The following is a 20,911-nucleotide window of genomic DNA, read 5'->3' as shown; positions in this document are numbered from 1 at the left end:
GCCCATAACAAGAAGGTCTGGTCATGACGTCTGAATCCCGTAGTGTTACTTCCTCTCCCGTCGTTGTTGCTCTTGATTATAATAATCGTGATAAAGCACTGGCCTTTGTCGACCGCATCGATCCGCGCGACTGCCGTCTGAAAGTCGGAAAAGAGATGTTCACGCTGTTCGGGCCACAGCTGGTTCGCGATTTGCAGCAACGTGGGTTCGACATCTTCCTCGACCTGAAATTTCATGACATCCCGAATACCACGGCGCACGCGGTCGCGGCAGCAGCGGATTTAGGTGTCTGGATGGTAAACGTTCACGCCTCCGGTGGTGCAAGGATGATGACTGCAGCACGAGAAGCGCTGCTGCCGTTTGGTAAAGATGCACCGATGCTGATCGCGGTTACTGTCCTGACCAGCATGGAAGCGAGTGATTTGCAGGATCTCGGTATCACGCTCTCTCCAGCAGATCATGCGGCAAAACTTGCTGCCCTGACTCAGCGCTGTGGGCTTGACGGCGTGGTATGTTCCGCTCAGGAAGCTGTCCGATTCAAGCAGGAATTGGGGCAGGGGTTTAAACTGATCACGCCTGGCATTCGCCCTGCAGGCAGCGATGCAGGCGATCAACGCCGTATCATGACGCCGGAGCAGGCTCAGGCGGCAGGCGTAGATTACATGGTGATTGGCCGCCCGGTTACGCAGTCCGCTGATCCCGCGCTGACACTGCGTCAGATTAATGACTCACTTACGAAGGGGGTCTGATGAGCGACTCAAACAGCAGACTGGTGTATTCCACCGATACCGGACGCATTGATGAACCGAAAACCGTGGCGGAACGCCCAAAAGGTGACGGTATCGTGCGTATCCAGCGTCAAACCAGCGGCCGCAAAGGTAAAGGTGTCTGCCTGATCACCGGCATTGATGCAGACGATACTGAACTGGCAAAAATTGCGGCGGAGCTGAAAAAGAAATGCGGCTGCGGCGGGGCGCTAAAGGATGGCGTGATTGAAATTCAGGGCGATAAACGGGACCTGATCAAAAGCCTGCTCGAAGCAAAAGGCATGAAGGTAAAACTGGCGGGCGGCTGACATTTCACGCAGTCAGAAAATATATTCTTAATAAAAGGGCCCCGTGAAAACGGGGCCCTTTTTATTGGTGTAAATGTCAGCTGTGTATCTTATTTATCGTTATCTTTCGGCAGGGAAATTATTTACCGACCTGGTGACCGATAATACCCCCAACTGCTGCACCGCCGAGCGTGCCAAGGGTGCTGCCATCCGTCAGAACAGCGCCGCCGAGAGCACCGGCACCGGCACCAATAGCGGTGTTACGGTCGCGTTTGGACCAGTTGGAACAGGCGCTCAGGGACAAGGCCAGGGTGACAGCCAGCACGGCTGCAGTCATTTTTTTGCTCATTGAAGTCATAAAGTGTTCTCCTGAATAATTCGTCCACGCCGCGCGTCATTATTTCGTAGAAATAAAGGTGGCATCCGTGGAATATGTTGCGCAGGTGTTACTTAAATCACGCAAGTGATAGTCACTTCCTGTTATATCGCTAACATTAATTTTACGTCACGGGAGGGAATGAGGCAGGTAAATAGTCTTAATTGGCAGATCGGAACAGTCTTAATGTGTCTGGATGTTGAAAAATAATACGAAATCAATGTGATAAAAATGAAAGCCCCCGGAGGGGCCATCATTAAGGGCGTTTGATAATATTCACCGTCAGCCCGGACATCTCCAGCTGACGCTGTTGATCGGCGGCGAGGCCATCGTCCGTGATGAGACGGTTGAATTTGTGAGAAGGGCCGAGCGGATAGGGGTGAACAGCGCCAAACTTAGAGCTGTCGCTGAGTACAATCGACTCGCAACCTTTGTCCAGCACCGCGCTAACGACGTCGGCGCGCATCATATCGCGGCCGGTAAATCCGGTTTCATACTGCCAGCCATCGACACCAATAAAAGCCTTACTGAAATGCACCTGCTGGATGTACTGACGGGTGAGCGGCCCGACCATACTTTCGCTTTTCTTTTGGTAGATACCGCCGAGCAGAATCACTTCGCCGGGCGTCTCTTTCAGCAAATGTGCAATATAGCTGCTGACGGTGATGATTGTGATGCCCGGCTGTTCAGAGAGGGCGCGAGCGAGAAGGGCGTTGCTGCTGCCGTTCTCAATAAATACCGTTTCTCCCGGACTCACGAGACTGGCTGCGAACGCCGCCAGTTCACGCTTTAGGGAGAAGTTGTTCATCATGCGGGTTTCCACGTCCTCGCTGTCCAGCGGAACGGCAAAACCATGCATGCGGCGTAAATAGCTTTGTTTTTCGAGCAGGTTCAGATCCTGACGGATGGTCACTTCTGAGACCCCGGTCATACGGGCAAGATCGCCAACGCTCATACGGCCTTGGTCGATTACCATTTGCAAAATAGATTGTTGTCGGGCGTTCATATCAGAGTCGTCGTATCTTTAAATTTCCCAGGGCGATTTTGGCTGAGAAGAGGAGCTGTCCTCTTCGCCGGACGCCTGAGCCAGCAGCTCTGCTTTCAGAATTTCCAGATTGTTAATTGCGGAGGTGTCATCACCTGCAACCAAAATATCCAGCACAGTATCAATACGTTGAGCTAACTGACGCGCATCAAGCTTAGGCATAGGCTATCTCTGAAAGAAAAGTAAGAAAATCAATGATGCAGAAATTAGAAACAAAAGAGAAGAGGAAATTGAATGGGCGCTAAAACACATTACATAAAATTATAAATTACACCTGTTACCTGTCTGAGATAAAAGGGCAGCACCCTCCGTTGATGCTCCTGAAGCGGCAAACGCTGGGAGGGTAATGCAAGGCCAGCTAACGCAGCTTGCGTGTCTGACGTCGCTTAAGCCATCGCTCGAATGCGGCGGCAGGCATCGGCCTGGCGAATAAGAACCCCTGCCGTTCGTTGACGCCGTTCTTGGTAAGAAAGGCGTCTTCTTTCGCGCTTTCCACGCCTTCAGCAATGACCTGCAAATTAAGTGCCTGCGCCACGGCAACGATCGCCCGCACCAGAGACTGAGCAACCGAATGTTTATGCACGTCACGCACGAATACCTGGTCGAGCTTTATGGCGTCAATCGGGAAGCGGGCCAATTGAGAGAGGGATGAATACCCGGTGCCGAAGTCGTCAAGATGCACCTGGGAGCCCAGCGCGCTGAACTGCTGGATAACCGACTGAGCGAGTTCTTCGTTCTCAATCAGACAGCTTTCCGTCAGCTCAACGTCAATCGGGCAGTATTCAAAATTCAAATCGCGCAGCACCTGCTTCAGGTCACTGAAGAGCGTTTGGTCCGCTAACTGACGTGCCGAGATGTTCACCGCCACGCGCAGGTTGATGCCTTTGTCACGCCACTGTGCCACCTGTCGCACCACGTCGAGCATGATCCAGCGTCCGAGCGGGACAATCAGGCCCGACTCCTCGGCATAGGAGATAAACTCCCCCGGCGCTATCAGCCCACGCTCCGGAGACTCCCAACGTACCAGCGCTTCCAGGCTGCGCACTTCGCCGCGCCAGGTGATTTTCGGCTGATAGTGGATGACTAATTGATTGTTATCCAGCGCCTTACGCAGGTTAGTGTCGAGCCAGAGATACTCAAAGACCCGCAGATTCATCTCCGGAGAGAAGACGCAGAATTTGCCCCGACCGCCTTCTTTAGCGGTGTACATCGCGGTGTCGGCATTACGGATCAGACTCTCACGATCGATGCCATGCTGCGGTGCGAGAGAAATCCCCAATGAGCAACCGGTATAGACTTCGATAAGGCCGATGCGGAAAGGATCGCGTAAGCGGGTAAGAATGCGCGAAGCCATCGCTTCCAGGCCGCCCTGGGAGGTGTTTGTCGCCAGGACGATAAACTCATCGCCGCCGAGGCGAGCCAGCGTCTGGCCTTCTTCCAGACAGCTTAAAATGGATAAGGCCACAGACTGCAATAACTGATCGCCAAACATATGCCCGTAGGCGTCGTTGACCTTCTTAAAATTGTCGAGGTCGAGATAAACAATGCCGACCTGGCTCTCACCTCGCGCATTGATGGCGTCGCTTATCATGTCGTTGATAGCGTTACGGTTGGGCAACCCGGTGATGGTGTCGGTATTGGCCAGCACGCGCAGGCGCTCCTGGGCGCGCCGTTCTTCGGTGATGTCGGTGCCAGAGCAAATCAGATAGATTTCGTTTTTTCCGCTGCCGCTGTGGACGAATTTATTGCGGAACAAGAACAGACGCTGGCCTTTGCGGGTCTTGATCCAGCGTTCCACTTCGTAGGAGCTGCCGTTGGTGAAAAAGCCGCTGATGTTGCGTCGGGAGGCCGCCGCTTCAGCCGGGCTCATAAACAGCTTAAAAACGTTCTGACCAATGACCTCGTGCTCCTTCATCCCGGTGTACTCTTCGCTCAGGCGGTTAAAACGCTGAATATTGCCGTGCCTGTCGAGGATAACGATAACGGAATTGGCTTCGGAGACGACCTGTTCAGCGAAGGAGAGCCCCTGTAGCAGGTCACGAGCGACGGAGCCGGTATCATCCCAGGCGGAAGCGCTGCCGGCCCACTGCGTTTTATTGATTTTGCGGCCAACCAGATGCACCGGCACGGTGCTGCCGTCAACATTGAGGTTCAGCGTCAGGCTGGAGGTGATCACCGTCATTTCGCGAATGCTGTTCGCCTGCTCGGCACTCAGCGTGACGACCTGACTCTTGTCGGTGTCTTCACTGACGGCAAGATGCAGATCATCGCTGTCACCCGACAACCGCCACCAGGGGCTGACGGTCCCCAGATACCGAAAGAGCAGGTTCTGCTCCAGTTCCTCAGCCATGTGTTCTCCCAAACCTGCTTTAGCGCATCCTGAAATCATGAATAAACCGGTAGAGCCAGCTCACCCGAAAGTCTGAGTACCGGACAGCGTGTATTTACCTGCAATCGTATACTAGCCCTTGGGTATCAAAAAAGAGCCCCGACCAGGCATGTGATTTTTTTGCGTTGCGATACACCACTTTATTGTGATCGCTTTTGATGGAATGTGGTGAAAAACAGGAAAAAAATTGTGGAAGCAGTCGCATTGCGGGAGAGTGAAGGGCGGCCAGCTAATGATTAGCCGCCCTTAAGTGTTATGCCTGGAACGGACGAGCAATAACGCTGCGGGTTTCCATACGCACTTCGGCGATAGTCACGTCGATGACGTCAGTGACTTTATAGACGGTTTCACCTTTGATTTGCACGGTGCCGTTTTCCTGGCTGCAAACCATTTCATCACGCACGGCGTGGAGGAACGGTGCAGGAATAAAGGCCACAGCGCCGTTATCCACCAGACGCACGCGCATCCCGCCGCGGCTGATGTCGATAATTTCCGCTGCAAAACGGGTATCCGTGCCTGCCTTGTCATTCAGGAAGCGGGCATAGAGCCAGTCTGCAACGTCGCGTTCAGCCATGCGGTTCAGGCGGCGGCGTTCGGCCATCTGGATAGTCGCGTCATCCTGAGGTCGTGCCGGGGTTTCACCTTTGATGATCGCCTTCAGCAGACGATGGTTCACCATGTCACCGTATTTACGGATCGGGGAGGTCCAGGTGGCGTACGCTTCGAGGCCCAGGCCAAAATGCGGGCCAGGTTCAATGCTGATTTCTGCGAAGGACTGGAAGCGGCGAATACGGCTGTCGAGGAAGCTGGTTGGCATCGCATCGAGTTCGCGGCGCAGCTTGCAGAAGCCTTCCAGCGTCAACACTTCCTGCGGATCGACATGCACATCGTGGGTTTTCATCAGCTCGGACAGCTGCTCTGTCTTCGCCGGGTCGAAACCGGTGTGCACGTTGTAAACGCCGAAGCCAAGCTTATCGCGCAGCACACGAGCCGCACAGATGTTGGCGGCAATCATGGACTCTTCCACGATGCGGTTTGCAATGCGGCGCGGCTCAGCCACGATGTTCAGCACCTCGCCTTTCTCACCAAGCACAAAGCGGTAGTCCGGACGGTCCTTGAACACCAGCGCGTGGTTGTGACGCCACTCGCCGCGCAGGGCGCAGATGCGCTCCAGCAGTTTAATTTGTGCCGCGATGGCTTCGCTCTGCGGCTGCCAGTTACCGTTGCCTTCCAGCCAGTCGGAAATGTCGTCGTAGGCGAGCTTCGCTTTTGACTCAATGTTCGCGGCGAAGAACTCGATGTTGTCTTCGATGGCACCGTCGGAAGCGATGATCATCCGGCACGCAAGAACCGGACGTACAACGTTGGCACGCAGGGAGCAAAGGTCGTCAGACAGTTCGCGCGGGAGCATCGGAATGTTGAAGCCCGGCAGATAGTTGGTGAACGCACGGATTTTCGCGGCGTTGTCCAGCTTGCTGCCTGCAACGATCCAGGCGGTCGGGTCGGCGATGGCGACAGTCAGATGCAGTTTGCCGTCGGCGGCTTCCTCTGCAAACAGCGCATCGTCCATATCTTCGGTGCTGGCGCTGTCGATGGTGACGAAGTTCAGCGCGGTCAGATCGCGACGCTCAAGGCCTTCGTCCTGCATTTCGGTAGCCGCGCCATCCGGGGCGACTTTCTCAAGGTTGTGGCGTGCAAGCGTTACCCACCACGGAACAAAGTGGTCGTCACCGAAGGTAATGAACTGAGTGAGCTCGGCGTAGAAGCTGCGGTCGCCTTTGAGTGGATGACGGCGCATTTCTGCCACAGCCCAGTCACCCTCTTTAAAATCGTGTTCCAGGCTGCGCACAGGGCGGCACTGGATAGCGTCTTTCAGCAGCGGATGGTCAGGCACGATCGACAGGCGATCGTCCTTTTTCTGCACGCGGCCGACAAAACGGGTCAGGAAAGGCTCAACCAGTTCTTCCGGTTCGGCGCTTTCTTTTCCTTTATCGCTGTGGATGGTGGCGATAATCCGATCGCCATGCATCACTTTTTTCATCTGCGGAGGGGAGATGAAGTAGCTTTTCTGGGCATCGACTTCGAGAAAACCAAAGCCTTTTTCGGTGCCTTTCACCACCCCTTCAGCGCGAGGGGTCTGGGAATGAAGTTGCTGTTTTAGCTGCGCAAGCAGCGGGTTGTCCTGAAGCATAATGGTGTATTTTCGTGGCCAAAAGAGCGGCTGACAGTTTTACGCGATTATGCCTGTCGCAGCAAGCGAACTTTAGGCCTTTTACGCATCCGGCGACACCTCGCCAAGGCCGATTTTAAGGCGGTTTATCCACCCACAAGCACCACTCCAGGCCAGCAGCGTGAAGGCCTGGTCGACGGAAAGCCCCTGTTCGGTGAGGGGCGAAAATTGGGCGGCGCTAAAGCGGTCTGGCGCGCGGGTAACAAGTTGCACGGCCTGGATTGTCGCCTGAGTCAGTGCGTTATCCGCCTGCCAAAGCCGTAACGCCCGATCGCCCTGAAGCGTTGCCGCTTTTAGTGACGCATCGGCCGCGTTTTTCTGAAAACAGCTGAGGCTGCCATTGATGCGGGCACAGAGCAGGGCGGCCAATTCTGACAGCTCTGTTTCAACCTCCAGCGACTGCAAAAGTTCGGCCTGTTTTTCAGACAGCACCTCATCCCACGCCAGCAAAGCGGCAAATGGCTCTGGAACTTCGGGGTTGTCTGTAAGACCCCGACACGCAATTCCTGGCTGCCAGTCGCCTGCTGATGGAGAGAAAGCGGCTGCGGGTGCATCGTCCTGCATGGGCATGCCTGGAATCCAACGCACCGGCAACCCCAGCAAAGCTTGTCCGGCGGCCACAACGCGCGCCTGATAGCTGATGAAGCCGACAATTTGAGTGATCAGCACCCTGTCGGGCGCGGTCAGACCAACGGCTTCAAGCTGCTCGCGCGACTGCGCACAAATAACCGAAGGCGAACTGGCCAACTGGCGGGCGTACTGAGTGATCTGCGCCAGCCGGTGATTGCTCTCGCGCGATGAATCCGGGCCGGGCAGTGGCGCAAGACGAGCGGCGTAGTGATTACACAACCGCTGAACGCCAAACACCTGCGCGACGGTCAAAGCGGTGCTGAGACGTTCATAAGCGCTAAAGGTGTTCAGGCGAGTGACGGGCGCAGAATCCGGAAACAGGTGCGCCGAAATCTGCCGTGAAAGCTCGAGCCACCGTCGCGTTTGGGCAGAAAAGGGGGGAAGAGTCAGATCCAGCAAAAAGCGGTCTGCAAAGTGGGCCGCTTCCGGAACCAGGGGGAGCACGTCGGCTGCCTGATTTCTCGCCTGCGTTTCATGATACCAATGGCTTTTGCCGTGAGCGCGGCTTTGCTCCATGGAGTGTCCTTCGGGATGTCGTATTGATAGAACGCTATCCTGACGTAAGGCGGGAGCTGATAAAAATATTGAAGCGTGATAACAAATAACGGAGTGGAATAACGGTGGGAAATCCGCCCTGCGAGCGCAGGGCGGAAAAGAACTTATTTCAGTTCCAGTTCGTTCATTGCGGCGATGCTGAAGCCACCGTCAACGTGAACGACTTCACCGGAGATACCGGCAGACAGGTCAGAGCACAGGAACGCTGCGCTGTTGCCCACGTCTTCGATGGTCACGGTGCGACGAATTGGGGTAACCGCTTCGCAGTGTGCCAGCATTTTACGGAAGTCTTTAATACCGGATGCGGCCAGGGTACGGATTGGACCCGCGGAGATACCGTTGACGCGCACGCCTTCAGGACCCATCGCATTCGCCATGTAGCGTACGTTGGCTTCCAGAGAGGCTTTTGCCAGACCCATAACGTTGTAGTTAGGGATAGCACGCTCAGCGCCGAGGTAAGACAGCGTCAGCAGCGCGGAGCCCGGGTTCAGCATTTCGCGGCAGGCTTTCGCCATTGCAACGAAGCTGTAGGAGCTGATGTCGTGAGCGATTTTGAAGCCTTCACGGGTGACGGCATTCACGTAGTCACCGTCCAGCTGGTCGCCCGGCGCGAAGCCGATGGAGTGAACGAAACCATCAAATTTCGGCCACACTTTGCCCAGTTCAGTGAACAGGCTATCGATGCTTTCGTCCTGCGCAACATCGCATTCCAGAACAATGCTGGAACCCAGCTGTGCAGCGAACTCTTCCACGCGGCCTTTCAGTTTTTCGTTCTGATAGGTGAAGGCGAGCTCTGCGCCTTCGCGGTGCATAGCCTGTGCGATACCGTAGGCGATGGAGAGTTTGCTGGCAACGCCAGTTACCAGAATGCGCTTACCGGAAAGAAAACCCATAGCTTTTAATCCTTATGTCATTGTTGTAGCGGCTGCATCAATTATAGGCAGTCCGTCGTTAAACGTGGGCGATTCTAGCATAGCTTGCCCGCAGAGTTAATCCGACCACTTAAGGTCCGTTTTTATCGGTCTTTTCGCCACGCATCCGCGGTTAACGCCTCGCCAAAATGCCCGGCAATTAAGCGTTTGGTCAGATCGTGAAGCGGGGAGGAGAGCACGTCGGCGGTGCTGCCACGTTCGACCACCTCGCCCTGGTGCATCACCAACACCTGGTCGCTAATGTGCTTCATCATGCCCAAATGCTGCGTCACGTAGATATACGAAATGCCCTGTTTTTCCTGTAGTTCCAGCATCAGGTTGATGAGCTGCGAGCGCATCGACATATCTAATGAGGCCAGCGCTTCGTCGCAGATAATCACCTTCGGGCGCAGGATCAGCGCACGGGCCAGGCCCAGACGCTGCTTTTGTCCAGGCGCGAGCATGTGCGGGTAGTAGCTGACGTGATCGGGCAGCAGGCCGACCAGCCGCAGCGTTTCGATGATCTGCTTTTGCCGTGCTTCCGGTTCAAGGTCGGTGTTCAGGCGGAGCGGGAAATCCAGAATCTGCGAAATGCGCTGACGCGGGTTGAGCGACGTCGAGGGATCCTGAAAAATCATACGGATGCGCTGGCTGCGAAACGAGTAGTCACCGAATTCCAGCGGGTGATCGTCAATCAGCAGTTCGCCGGTGGTGGGCTCGATCATGCCCGCCAGCATCTTGGCCAGCGTCGATTTACCGGAGCCGTTCTCGCCGATGATGGCCAGCGTCTGACGCTCGCGCAGCGTAAAGCTCAGCGGCTTTACGGCCTCGACCGTCTGACGGTGAAAGAGCCCGGTACGGTAACGGAAGGTCTTACTCAGGTTGCGGACTTCGAGCAGGGTTTCGACCATGTCACTCTTTCTCCATGTTGAGCGGGAAATGACAGGCGAACAGATGGTTTTTCGCGCCAGTCAGCAACGGTCTTTCAATGCATTTACGCTGGGCGTAAGGGCAGCGCGGCCCCAGGCGGCAGCCAATCGGCAGCGACTCCAGCAGCGGGATCGCGCCCGGCATGGTGTTGAGGCGACTTTTGTGCGGCATCGAGCGGCCAAAGTCAGGCATTGCGCGGATTAGCGCCTGGGTATAAGGGTGGTGAGGCGTGCTGACCAGATCTTCGCTCGGCGCGCTTTCCACGGTTTGCCCGCAGTACATCACGTTAATTTTATCGGCCCACTGACTCAGCATTTGCAGGTCGTGGCTGATAAGCAGAATGGTGGTGTTGTTGTTCTGATTGAGTCGGGTGAGCAGGCGGAAAATCTGCGCCTGGGTGGTCGGCTCCATCGCGTTGGTCGGCTCATCGGCAATCAGCAGGCGCGGCTGGTTGGCCAGCGCGATAGCAATCATCACCTTCTGGCACTCGCCGTCCGTCAGCTCGTAGGGGAAGCTACGCATCGCGTCTTTATGATCTTTAATACCCACGCGGTGCAGTAGCTCAATGGCACGGCGTTTTCGCCAGCCGAAGCGCTGCCACCAGCGGCCTTTATAGGTCCAGCCGGGGATATTTTGCATCAGCTGTTTGCCGACGCGCTCCGATGGATCGAGACAGGACTGCGGCTCCTGGAAAATCATCGACACGTTGTGGCCGACGAGCCTGCGTCTTTCGCGGTTCGACAGGCGCAGGAGGTCGATATCATCAAAGCGCATGCGGTCGGCAGTCACGCGCCAGTTGTCTTTGGTGACGCCGCAAATCGCTTTGGCGATGAGGCTTTTTCCCGAGCCTGATTCGCCCACCAGGCCACGAATTTCCCCTTCGGCGAGGGTCATGCTGACGCGATCGACGGCCTTCACCCAGCCTTCGCTGGTGTGAAACTCGATGGTCAGATTACGGATATCCAGTAACGGCATTATTGCACCCCCGCATTGATGGCGCGGCGTACGCCGTCGCCAAGCAGGTTCACCAGCAGCACGCTTACCATGATGGCGGCACCTGGCAGCATGACGGTCCAGGGTGCGACATAAATCAGCTCCAGCGCATCGCCGAGCATTGCGCCCCATTCCGGGGAAGGGAGCTGCGCGCCGAGGTCGAGGAAGCCTAGCGCGGCAATATCCAGAATCGCCATCGACAGCGCGCGGGTGATTTCCGTCACCAGTCCGGCGGCGATATTTGGCAGCACGGCGAACCACAAAATATTGAGCGTTGTTGCGCCGTCGAGACGTGCGGCGGTGACGTAATCTTTTTCTAATTCGTCATGCACCATGCTGTAGACCGAGCGCACCATGCGCGGCAGCAGCGCCAGCCAGACGGCAAACATCGCGTGCAGCAGATGCGGCCCGGAGAAGGCGACCACGATAATCGCCAGCAGCAGCGACGGAATAGAGAGCAGGGTGTCGAGAATGTGGTTAAGCACCGCCGAACGCAGGCCACGCGTGGAGCCTGCGAAAGCGCCCAGCACCAGGCCGAATAGCGTGGCACCCAGCGTTACCACAAACGCACCGCCCACAGTTGGCGCCGCGCCGCTCAGAAGGCGGCTCAGCACATCTCGCCCGAGGTCGTCGGTGCCGAGGAAGAAGGAAACTTCGCCGTAGCGCGACCACGATGGTGGCAGCAGCTGGTAGCCAAGGAACTGCTGATCGAGGCCATAAGGCGCGAACCAGCCGCCAAAAATGCACAGTGCAGCAAGGCCGATACAGCCGTACAGGCCGATCATCGCGGTGGTATCGCCGTAGAATTTACGCCACACGGTGCGCATCACACCGGGCGGGCGCTTCTCGAGATAGACGCTATCGTAGGGCATACCATTCCTTATGTTTCAGCGGGTTAGCCATGGCACCCAGAATGTCAGAAATCACGTTCACAATAATCACCAGCGCGCCGATCACCATCACCCCGGCAGAAATCGCCGCGTAGTCCTGCTGACGAATGGCATTGATCATCCAGCGCCCCAGGCCTGGCCAACTGAACACCATCTCGGTGATCATGGCGAGCGTCAGCATGGTAGAAAACTGCAGGCCAAGACGTGGGATTACCGGTGGCAGAGCGTTGTGCAGCACGTGGCGACGCAGAATCGTCAGGCGCGATACGCCACGCGTGGCCGCCGCCTTGACGTAGTTGGTGTCGTACACGTCGATGGTGCTCAGGCGCATCAGGCGCACGACTTCGGTGGTCGGTGCAACGGCGAGCGTCAGCACCGGCAGGATCATATGGCGTGCGGCGCTCATGATCATCTCATCGCGCCACGGCGAATCGGAGAGCCAGGCATCAATCAGCGCAAAACCAGTTACGCTTTTCACTTCATACAGCAGGTCAAACCGCCCGGACACCGGCAGCCAGCTGAGGGTCAGCGAGAAGAACAGCGTCAGTAAAAGTGCCAGCCAGAAGACGGGGATCGAGAAGCCGAGCAGGGCGAAGGCGCTGATAACGTTATCCTGCCATTTGTTGCGCATAATCCCTGCCAGCATACCAACGGGAATGCCGACCAGCAGCGCAAAGCCAAAGGCCAGGATGCACAACTCCATGGTGGCCGGGAAGACTTCCTTCAGCTGTTCGGAAATGAGCTGTCCATTGATGCTCGACACGCCGAAATCCCAGTGCAGCAGGCCCTTAAACCAGAACAGCCAGGCGTTCCAGAGGGAAGCGCCCTGCAACGGGGCGTGCGGCGTGAAGTAGCTCAGGCTGAAGCCAACAAACGTCAGCAGAAACAGCGTCACCAGCAGTAAAAGCAGACGGCGGAGGGTAAAAATGATCATGGTTTTTTCACCTCTTCCTCTTTTTCACGGGACACGCCCGCGAACGACGCATTGCCGAACGGGCTGAGCACCAGCCCTTTGATGTCATACCGGTACGCCTGAAGCCGCAGCGAGGAGGCCAGCGGCAGCACGGGCAGATCTTTCGCGAGGATCTGCTGAGCTTCGTCATAAGCATCAATCCGCGAGGCCAGCTGCTGCGACGAGAGTGCTTTTCGCAGCACATCGTCGAACTCACGGTTACACCAGTGCGCAAAGTTAGTCTGTGAGCCAATGGCCGCGCAGCTGAGCAGCGGGCGGAAGAAGCTGTCAGGATCGTTACTGTCCGTTGCCCAGCCGGTGAGGGTCAGGTCGTGATTCATGTCCATCAGGCGAGCTTCCTGAAAACGGCCTTCAACCGGGACGATGATCACCTTCACGCCCACCTGCGCCATATCCGCCTGAATCAGCTCGGCGGTTTTAAGCGGACTCGGGTTCCACGCCTGAGAGCTGGTTGGCACCCACAGGCGCAGCGTCATGTTCTCAAGGCCCAGCGCTTTCAGCTGCTCGCGTGATTTCGCCGGGTCGTATTCGGTAATCTTAGCCTCGCTATCGTAGGCCCAGGATGCGCGCGGCAGAATCGATGCGGCGGTTTCGGCGGTGCCGTAATAAATGGACTGCATCAGGCGCTGGTTGTTGATCGACAGCGCCAGCGCGTGGCGAACGGCGGGGTTATTCAGCGGCGGCTTGTCGGTGTTGAAGGCCAGATAGGCGATGTTCATGCCCGGACGCAGCGTCAGGCGCAGGCGCGGATCGTCGCGCAGAATGGAGAGCTGGCTGGCAGCAGGCCAGGCGAGCACGTCGCATTCGCCGGTCAGCAGTTTTGATAAACGCCCTGTGCCGCCGGAGCCCAGATCAACCACAACCTGCGGCATCAGCGGCTCACCGCGCCAGAAATGCGGATGGCGCTGCAGACGCACATACTGCCCGGCGCGATACTCATCGAGCTGATACGGCCCGGTGCCAACAGGCTGGCGATCGAGCTGTTCCTGTTTGTCGATTTTAGTGAGATTTGCCGCGTATTCCGCAGACATCACCGACGCGTAGTGCGTCGCCAGATGCCAGAGGAAGGAAGCATCCGGGCGCTTCAGGCGGAATTCAACGGTGTTTCCGTCGAGCTTGCGCACGCTCTCCACGCTGTCGGCAAACTGTAAGCTGTCGAAGTAGGGAAAATTCGGCCCGTTAACGTTGTGCCACGGATGATCGCGATTGAAAATGCGCTGGAAGGTAAAGACCACATCGTCGGCGTTCAGCGTCCGGGTGGGTTTGAACCAGGCGGTTTTTTGGAACTGCACGCCGTTGCGAAGGTGGAAGCGGTAAGTTGCGCCGTTGTCGAGCACTTCCCAGCTTTCCGCCAGCTCCGGCACCAGCCGGTAGGTATAAGGATCGACGTCCAGCAGGCGGTCATAAATTTGTGCCGCGAGGGTGTCGACAATCAGGCCGCTGCCCGCTTTCTGCGGGTTAAAGGTGTTCACCTGGCCGCTGACGCAGTAAACAAAACCGCTGTCGCGAATGTCGGCATTCGGGGCGAGCGCAGGGGGCGTTTCCGCCATCGCATGGCCGCACAGGCAACCCAGGAGTGCCAGTAAAGAGGAGAATTTCAGGCGCATAATTTCTTCAAATTTCAGACCGATCTGCAAAGTGTATCGCACTTGGGGCGGCCTCGTACAAACTTCGCGACTGACCGCTGCAAATGTCATCAGTTTTGTGGGGGTATGGAAGCAGGTTACACGTCAGCCCGGGTATAAATTAAGGCCCGAAGGTTTCCACTTCGGACCTTGATTCAACCGTTAAGCACTTTCCACCACATCCCGCCACAGCGCTGTGCCATGCTCGATTATCACTCGAAGCATACAGGCAGACGCGAGGAAGATGATGATAACGTTATGCAAAGCGTGCGGGACTTCTTATGAAGTTACGGCAGGGCATCCGCAAAGCTGCCCGATTTGTGAGGACGAGCGACAATATGTTCCGGCAAGCGGGCAGGCTTGGATCACACCTTCCGAACTTCGCGCGGGGCACACAAATAAATGGCGACAGCTCGCACCTGGGCTGCTCAGCGTCGAAACCGTGCCCAATTTTGCCATCGGGCAGCGCGCGATTATTGTGCAAAGCGAAGAGGGAAATATTCTCTGGGACTGCATTCCTCATTTTGATGACGCCACACAGGCGATAATCACCGCCCTGGGCGGGCTGAAGGCGATAGCGATTTCGCACCCGCATTATTACAGCACCATGCAGGACTGGGCGGCGGCGTTCGACGCCCCGATTTATCTGCACGCCGACGATAAAAAGTGGATCCAGCGCGACAGCCCTTACATTCATTTGTGGGAAGGGGAAACCCTCGACCTCAACAGCCATGTTCAGCTCCTGCGGCTTGGCGGTCATTTCGCGGGCGGCAGCGTTCTGCTTCATAAAGCTGAGAATGGCGTGCTGCTCAGCGGCGACATTATTCAGGTCGCACCAGGCGCCGGCAGCGTCTCCTTTATGTGGAGCTACCCCAATATGCTGCCGCTTTCTGCGCCAACCGTGGCGGCTATCGCTCATCGGCTGAAAGACGTTCGCTTTAATGCGCTGTACGGCGCGTTCGAGGGAAAAAATATTCCTGAAAACGCCGCAGATATCGTCCGGCAGTCAGCGCGCAAATACATCGAGTGTATTGAGCGGCGCTGACGTCATTCACGCAGCGGCGTCAGCTCATAAAGCACCAGCGCGTTGCTTTCCAGCGAATCGGCAATCTGCCAGCTGTCGTGCAGCTGTTCGTCGCGCACGGCAAGCGTCGGGCGGGCCCTGTGACGCACCCAGCGCCAGATCTCCTCATCGGGGCCGCTGGCGACGGTGAAGGCATCCAGCAACGGGAAGAGCGCGCCGTTGTGCTGATCGTAGAGATGCGATTTGATACGCCACGGCCCGCTCAGCCCCTGAAGTTCGATGCGATACTGCTGGCGAAAACGCTGAATAAACGCCTCTTCACTGGAAAGCCAGGGGTTGAACACCACGGTGTTGCGCAGCAGCACCTGATAGCGGCCTTCATGGTGCAACAGCAGCAGGTTTTTGTCGTTGACCAACACTTCGCCGCGCAGCCTGCGCCACAGCCACAGCACCCAGTAAATCGGGCGCGGCAAACCGTGATGGTACTGCAATGCCAGGCTTGAGGTGTCAATCGTGTCATTGGCCCGGGCTTCGCCCTGTAACCCCGAATTGAGCCAGAATCCTGCCAGCCACACCTGCCCGGAGAGCCCCAGCAGCGTGTGCATCAGCAGCGCCCCGCGGAAAAACCACCCATTCGTCGAACGGGTGTTGCCGGTCAGCGTGTTCCAGGAGAGCAGCCAGAGCGGCAAAGCGAGCTGCTGTTGGCGAAGCGCGGCCTGGATCTGCCGAACTTTCTGCACCGGGTAGTTTTCCGTTGAGGCCAGCAGCGAGGGATCAAGCTGTGCCCGATCGAGCAGTTCGTTGGCGTCCGCCGGGCAGGCCAGAAAATCTGCCTCTTTAAGGATTGTCGAGCGGAAGAGGGCTTCATCCGCAATGGGCTGGGCGCCGACAGCAAACCGATGCCATACCCCTGATTTCGCCTGAGGCAGGAACGTCCGCAGAGCCTCCCGGTGCGCCCGCCAGACGCCTTCGCGCGTCTCTTCACTTGCCTGCGACGACCAGTGCCAGACGAACTGCCAGCCTGCGGTCACCTCCGCCGGGAAGTGATTCACGGCCTGCTTCAGAAATTGCCGCAGCAGCGGCACCTGAGTAGTCAGCCCGGTATGCAGCAGCACGGTCCAGTTTTTCTCCGCCAGCCAGCTGAAAATTTGATGCAGGTTGTACCAGCTGGCGTAACCGGCCATCAGCGGATCGTCCCAGCCGCTAGCAAACAGGCGGCTGCTGAGGAACGGCTCCGTGATGTCGATGCCATGGATCGGGATGTGTTCATCAAGCGCTTCCAGCTCGCGGCGCACATCTTCCCTCAGCAAATCATCGAGTTCGCGCAGGGTAATCATTACGCGGGTATGCCGCAGCGGAACGGATCGGGGAGCAGGCTCCCGCAGGTCGACAACGCGTTCATGCTGCTGATGGAGGGTCAGGGGAGAAGGCTCCCAGCCGCGCTTTTCCGGCTCGTTCAGCAGGCTGAACAGACGATCCACCTCCACCGGAAGCAGGGTATCACGCCCGGCTGTGCGCGGACGGTTGCTGTTGCCGGGGCTCTGGCGCTGCTGGCGAAACTCTCGCGGGGTCATCCTTTGGTGACGACGAAACAGGTCGCTCATCATGCGGGTACTGGCAAACCCTTGCTCCAGCGCAATCTGATGCAGCGGGCGGTTAGTCTGACGTAAGGCTTCGGCGGCCTTCTCCAGCCGCAGCCGGGTGATGAACTGCATAAAGCTCACGCCGACCTCCTTGCGAAACAGCCGCGAGAGCCAGGCCTCGGAGACAAATTCCGCCTGCGCAATTTCAGCCAGCGTAATGCGCCGCGTGTAGCTGGCCTCAATGCGTTCCACCACCTGAGTGATGCGCTTGCTCCAGCCAGGATGGGCTGCCCGCAGGCTGAGGCGCGCCGACTGCTGAAAGCGGGTGACCAGCAGCAGCACGATTTCGCCGAGCCAGCGGTTGGCCTCCAGCTTATAGCGGGCCGGGTCGTTAATGAGGGTGGCCACCAGAAGCTGGCGTAACAGATGGCGCAGCTCATCGCATTGCGGCCAGCTGCCGCTGGATTCATCCGGCAGATGGTAGTCATAAGAGAAGAAGTCAGGCGAGAGGCGCGTCAGCCACTGGCCCGACAGCGTCACACGCAGCATTGCATTCGGCATTGTGGCAGAGAGCTGCCAGCGCTGCTGACGGTTAACGACCGTCAGGCTTTGGGGAGTGAGCTGTGTGCGCTGCGTGTCGGTTTCCAGTTCCGCGTTGCCCTCCAGCATCCACAGCAGCGTCAGCGCGTTGCTCTCCTCCTGGGCAAGCTGCCGCACATCCTGCACGGTAACTGCAAACTCGTTGCTGCCGTGATCCATGACTCACCTCACATCAGGACAAATTACTGCGGGTTGTTTTTTGTCATAACTGAATTGTATGAAAAACAGTCATGCGAAATGCGTCGTTACACAACAAAAAACTGCACTTTATGGCATTGCTGGCGACATAAACTCGACATTATCACTGTGAAGCCATAAAGGGATAACAAAAATGTCACATCCGCTGATTGCCGCCTTACAGGGCACCGAAGAAGAGTTTATTGAGCTGCGTCGTCACTTTCACCAGCACCCTGAAATCGGGTTTGAAGAACGCAAAACCAGCGACCAGGTTGCGCGGTTGCTGAGCAAATGGGGCTATGAAGTCCATCGCGGGCTGGGCGGCACCGGCGTGGTGGGCCAGTTGAGAGTGGGTAACGGCAGCAAACGGCTGGGTATTCGCGCGGATATGGATGCGCTGCCGATGCAGGAGAACAGCGGCAAAGCGTGGGCCAGCAAAACCGACGGCAAATTCCACGGCTGCGGTCACGACGGGCACACCACCACATTGCTGTATGCCGCAGAATACCTCGCACGCACGCGCAATTTCAGCGGCACCCTGAACCTGATTTTCCAGCCAGCCGAAGAACTGCTGTACGGCGGGCGCGTAATGGTGGAAGACGGCCTGTTCGATAAGTTCCCCTGCGACCACATTTTTGGTCTGCATAACATGCCGTCGCAGAAGCTCGGCAAAATCGGCCTGCACGACGGCGCAATGATGGCGTCGTCCGACACGCTGCATATTGAGGTGAACGGTGTGGGCGGGCACGGTGCGGTGCCGGAGCACACCGTGGACGCCACGCTGGTGGCCTGCCATATCACCATCGCGTTGCAGTCGATCGTCTCACGCAACATCACGCCTTTCGAGCCTGCGGTGGTGACCGTGGGCAGCATTCAGGCAGGTCATGCGCCAAACATCATCAATGAAAAAGTGCTGATGAAGCTCACCGTGCGCACGCTGAATGAGAAGGTGCGTCAGACCGTGCTGCAGCGCATTCACGACATCGCTGTATCTCAGGCTGAGAGCTTCAACGCGACGGCGGCCATCACCCACGTCAATGGCAGCCCGGTGCTGAAAAACGATCCGGCGGCGAACGAGATGGTACGCAGCGTCGCCCGCGATCTCTTTGGCGATGAAAACGTGGTCACCATCGGTTCATTTATGGGTAGCGAAGATTTTGCCTTCATGCTCGAGAAGAACCCGAACGGCAGCTACTTCACCATTGGCGCGGGAGACGAACCGGAGCGCTGCATGGTGCATAACCCTGGCTACGACTTCAACGACAGCATCCTGATCACCGGCGCGGCGCTGTGGAGCGGCCTGACCGAACACTACCTGCGCTAACCGACGCACAAGAAGGAGGGCCGCACGATGAGTACCGTTTCCCTGACAGAAACTCGTCCGTTTGCCGGTAACGACCGGCTGCTGGCGGGCATTGTTCTCAGCGTTCTGACCTTCTGGCTGTTCGCCCAGTCGGTGATCAACGTCGTTCCGGCAATGAAAAGCAGTCTGGATATTTCACTGGAGACGCTGACGCTTGCGGTCAGCCTCAGCGCCTTGTTCAGCGGCTGCTTTGTGGTGGCGAGCGGAGGGCTGGCGGATAAGTTTGGCCGTGTGCGCCTCACGCTGATCGGCCTCGGCCTGAGCATTCTCGGCAGCGGGATGCTGGTGGTGGCGCAGGGCCCGGCCTTGTTTCTTGCCGGGCGAGTGATTCAGGGGCTGTCGGCGGCGTGCATCATGCCAGCGACGCTGGCGCTGATCAAAACCTGGTATGAGGGCAAGGCCCGTCAGCGCGCGGTGAGCTTCTGGGTGATTGGCTCCTGGGGCGGCAGCGGCCTGTGCTCGTTCGTCGGCGGGGCTATTGCCACTGGGCTGGGCTGGCGCTGGATCTTCGTCTTCTCGATGGTGGCGGCGCTGGTGGCGCTGCTGCTGATCCGCGGCACGCCGGAGAGCCGAAGCGAAAGCGCTCAGAGCCGCCGTCTGGATTTGAGCGGCTTGCTCAGCTTCGTTACCGCGCTGGTGCTGCTGAACCTGTTTATTAGCAAGGGCTACGCCTGGGGCTGGAGCAGCGGCCTGTCACTCTCCATGCTCTGTGGCGCGGTACTCGCCACGCTGCTTTTTATCCGCACCGGGCTGCGCAAAGGTGAAGACGCGCTGATTGATTTCGCCCTGTTCCGCAACCGCGACTACAGCGCGGCGGTGCTGTCGAACTTCCTGCTGAACGGCTGTATTGGAACCCTGATGATCGCCAGCATTTGGCTCCAGCAGGGGCATCACCTCAGCGCGTTGCAGACCGGGCTGATGACGATGGGCTACCTGGTGACGGTACTGGTGATGATCCGCGTCGGCGAAAAGCTGCTGCAACGCTTTGGCGCACGGCTGCCGATGATGACCGGGCCGATTATCGCGGGCGTGGGGGTGCTGCTGATTTCCTGCACCTTCCTGGAGAAGTCGGTGTATATCGGCGTGGTATTCTTCAGCAACGTGCTGCTTGGATTAGGACTCGGCTGTTACGCAACGCCGTCCACGGATACGGCCGTGGTCAATGCACCAGAAGAAAAAGTCGGTGTCGCTTCAGGTATTTACAAAATGGGCAGCTCGCTCGGTGGGGCAATGGGCATCGCCGTGACGGCGTCACTTTATGCGCTGTTTTTACCCCTCGGCATGGCAACTGCGGCCCAGTACGCGCTGCTGTTTAACAGCGTGCTGTGCTTAGGATCGATGCTGGCGAGCGCGGCGCTGCTGTCGAAGGGGAAATAGTTTACTGAGTTGCCCGGTGAGCTTGCGCCGCCGGGTGATTCAGGCTCTGTATAGACTTCACAAACCCGAGCGTCGTAAAAGGTCCCGCCGATTCGATGCTGATACTGCAATCTTTCACACGTTACATTCAGCTCGGTAAACTTTACTACGCTAAAGACGACGAACAGGACTTCCTGAACTTATCCC

At 57.4% G+C, this 20,911-nt stretch carries 18 protein-coding genes; 5 read left to right on the top strand and 13 right to left on the bottom strand.

What is annotated here, in order from left to right; translation table 11 throughout:
* Positions 1–23 precede the first annotated feature (23 nt).
* Together pyrF and yciH are read left to right on the top strand one after the other, a co-directional pair.
* The gene (gene pyrF, locus CRO87_RS01095; protein WP_097161081.1) at positions 24–749 is read left to right on the top strand and encodes an orotidine-5'-phosphate decarboxylase; all 726 of its coding nucleotides are present in this window, start codon (positions 24–26) and stop codon (positions 747–749) included.
* Positions 749–1,075 (top strand): stress response translation initiation inhibitor YciH, encoded by a 327-nt coding sequence (gene yciH / locus CRO87_RS01090; protein ID WP_097161080.1) that lies wholly within the window; start codon positions 749–751, stop codon positions 1,073–1,075. The genes pyrF and yciH overlap by 1 nt, the downstream gene beginning before the upstream one ends.
* A 118-nt stretch (positions 1,076–1,193) precedes the next feature.
* Here yciH and osmB read toward each other — a convergent pair whose 3' ends face one another.
* The 12 genes from osmB to sapA all read right to left on the bottom strand — a co-directional run bounded on the left by osmB (position 1,194) and on the right by sapA (position 14,583).
* Positions 1,194–1,412, bottom strand: coding sequence for an osmotically-inducible lipoprotein OsmB (gene osmB, locus CRO87_RS01085; RefSeq protein WP_097161079.1), 219 nt, complete (start codon positions 1,410–1,412; stop codon positions 1,194–1,196).
* Positions 1,413–1,686: 274 nt separating this feature from the next.
* Positions 1,687–2,436, bottom strand: coding sequence for a DNA-binding transcriptional regulator YciT (locus tag CRO87_RS01080; protein WP_097161078.1), 750 nt, complete (start codon positions 2,434–2,436; stop codon positions 1,687–1,689).
* Between the two features lie 18 nt (positions 2,437–2,454).
* Positions 2,455–2,637, bottom strand: coding sequence for a hypothetical protein (locus CRO87_RS01075; protein ID WP_097161077.1), 183 nt, complete (start codon positions 2,635–2,637; stop codon positions 2,455–2,457).
* A 196-nt stretch (positions 2,638–2,833) separates the two neighbouring features.
* Complete coding sequence (gene pdeR, locus CRO87_RS01070; protein ID WP_097161076.1) at positions 2,834–4,825, bottom strand: cyclic di-GMP phosphodiesterase; 1,992 nt, start codon at positions 4,823–4,825, stop codon at positions 2,834–2,836.
* A 292-nt stretch (positions 4,826–5,117) separates the two neighbouring features.
* A complete protein-coding gene (locus tag CRO87_RS01065; RefSeq protein ID WP_097161075.1) occupies positions 5,118–7,055 on the bottom strand; it encodes an exoribonuclease II in 1,938 nt (645 codons plus the stop codon).
* 81 nt (positions 7,056–7,136) lie between these two features.
* Positions 7,137–8,240, bottom strand: a complete 1,104-nt coding sequence (locus CRO87_RS01060; protein ID WP_097161074.1) for a carboxymuconolactone decarboxylase family protein — start codon at positions 8,238–8,240, stop codon at positions 7,137–7,139.
* 143 nt (positions 8,241–8,383) lie between these two features.
* Positions 8,384–9,172, bottom strand: a complete 789-nt coding sequence (gene fabI / locus CRO87_RS01055) for an enoyl-ACP reductase FabI (protein WP_097161073.1) — start codon at positions 9,170–9,172, stop codon at positions 8,384–8,386.
* A 122-nt stretch (positions 9,173–9,294) separates the two neighbouring features.
* Positions 9,295–10,101, bottom strand: coding sequence for a peptide ABC transporter ATP-binding protein SapF (sapF, locus tag CRO87_RS01050; protein WP_097161072.1), 807 nt, complete (start codon positions 10,099–10,101; stop codon positions 9,295–9,297).
* Between the two features lies 1 nt (position 10,102).
* On the bottom strand, positions 10,103–11,095 hold the full coding sequence (gene sapD, locus CRO87_RS01045) for a putrescine export ABC transporter ATP-binding protein SapD (protein WP_097161071.1): 993 nt from the start codon (positions 11,093–11,095) through the stop codon (positions 10,103–10,105).
* The gene (gene sapC, locus CRO87_RS01040; RefSeq protein ID WP_097161070.1) at positions 11,095–11,985 is read right to left on the bottom strand and encodes a putrescine export ABC transporter permease SapC; all 891 of its coding nucleotides are present in this window, start codon (positions 11,983–11,985) and stop codon (positions 11,095–11,097) included. The genes sapD and sapC overlap by 1 nt, the downstream gene beginning before the upstream one ends.
* Positions 11,972–12,937 (bottom strand): putrescine export ABC transporter permease SapB, encoded by a 966-nt coding sequence (sapB, locus tag CRO87_RS01035; RefSeq protein WP_097161069.1) that lies wholly within the window; start codon positions 12,935–12,937, stop codon positions 11,972–11,974. Before sapB ends, sapC begins: the two co-directional genes overlap by 14 nt.
* The gene (sapA, locus tag CRO87_RS01030) at positions 12,934–14,583 is read right to left on the bottom strand and encodes an ABC transporter substrate-binding protein SapA (protein WP_097161300.1); all 1,650 of its coding nucleotides are present in this window, start codon (positions 14,581–14,583) and stop codon (positions 12,934–12,936) included. Before sapA ends, sapB begins: the two co-directional genes overlap by 4 nt.
* A gap of 265 nt (positions 14,584–14,848) precedes the next feature.
* Between sapA and CRO87_RS01025 the strand changes: the two genes are divergently transcribed.
* Entirely contained in the window at positions 14,849–15,646 is a 798-nt protein-coding gene (locus CRO87_RS01025; protein ID WP_097161068.1) for an MBL fold metallo-hydrolase, read from the top strand.
* A gap of 2 nt (positions 15,647–15,648) precedes the next feature.
* On the opposite strand, the gene CRO87_RS01020 is transcribed toward CRO87_RS01025, so the two are convergent.
* The gene (locus tag CRO87_RS01020; protein WP_097161067.1) at positions 15,649–17,967 is read right to left on the bottom strand and encodes a helix-turn-helix domain-containing protein; all 2,319 of its coding nucleotides are present in this window, start codon (positions 17,965–17,967) and stop codon (positions 15,649–15,651) included.
* A 172-nt stretch (positions 17,968–18,139) separates the two neighbouring features.
* On the opposite strand from CRO87_RS01020, the gene CRO87_RS01015 reads away from it, so the two are divergent.
* On the top strand, positions 18,140–19,309 hold the full coding sequence (locus CRO87_RS01015; RefSeq protein ID WP_097161066.1) for a M20 aminoacylase family protein: 1,170 nt from the start codon (positions 18,140–18,142) through the stop codon (positions 19,307–19,309).
* Positions 19,310–19,336: 27 nt separating this feature from the next.
* Positions 19,337–20,725, top strand: a complete 1,389-nt coding sequence (locus CRO87_RS01010) for an MFS transporter (protein WP_097161065.1) — start codon at positions 19,337–19,339, stop codon at positions 20,723–20,725.
* The last annotated feature ends 186 nt before the right edge of the window (positions 20,726–20,911 follow it).

The sequence above is a fragment of the Enterobacter sp. CC120223-11 genome (genome assembly GCF_900215375.1).
GTDB lineage: Bacteria > Pseudomonadota > Gammaproteobacteria > Enterobacterales > Enterobacteriaceae > Scandinavium.
This window is presented reverse-complemented; position numbering and strand designations above follow the sequence as displayed.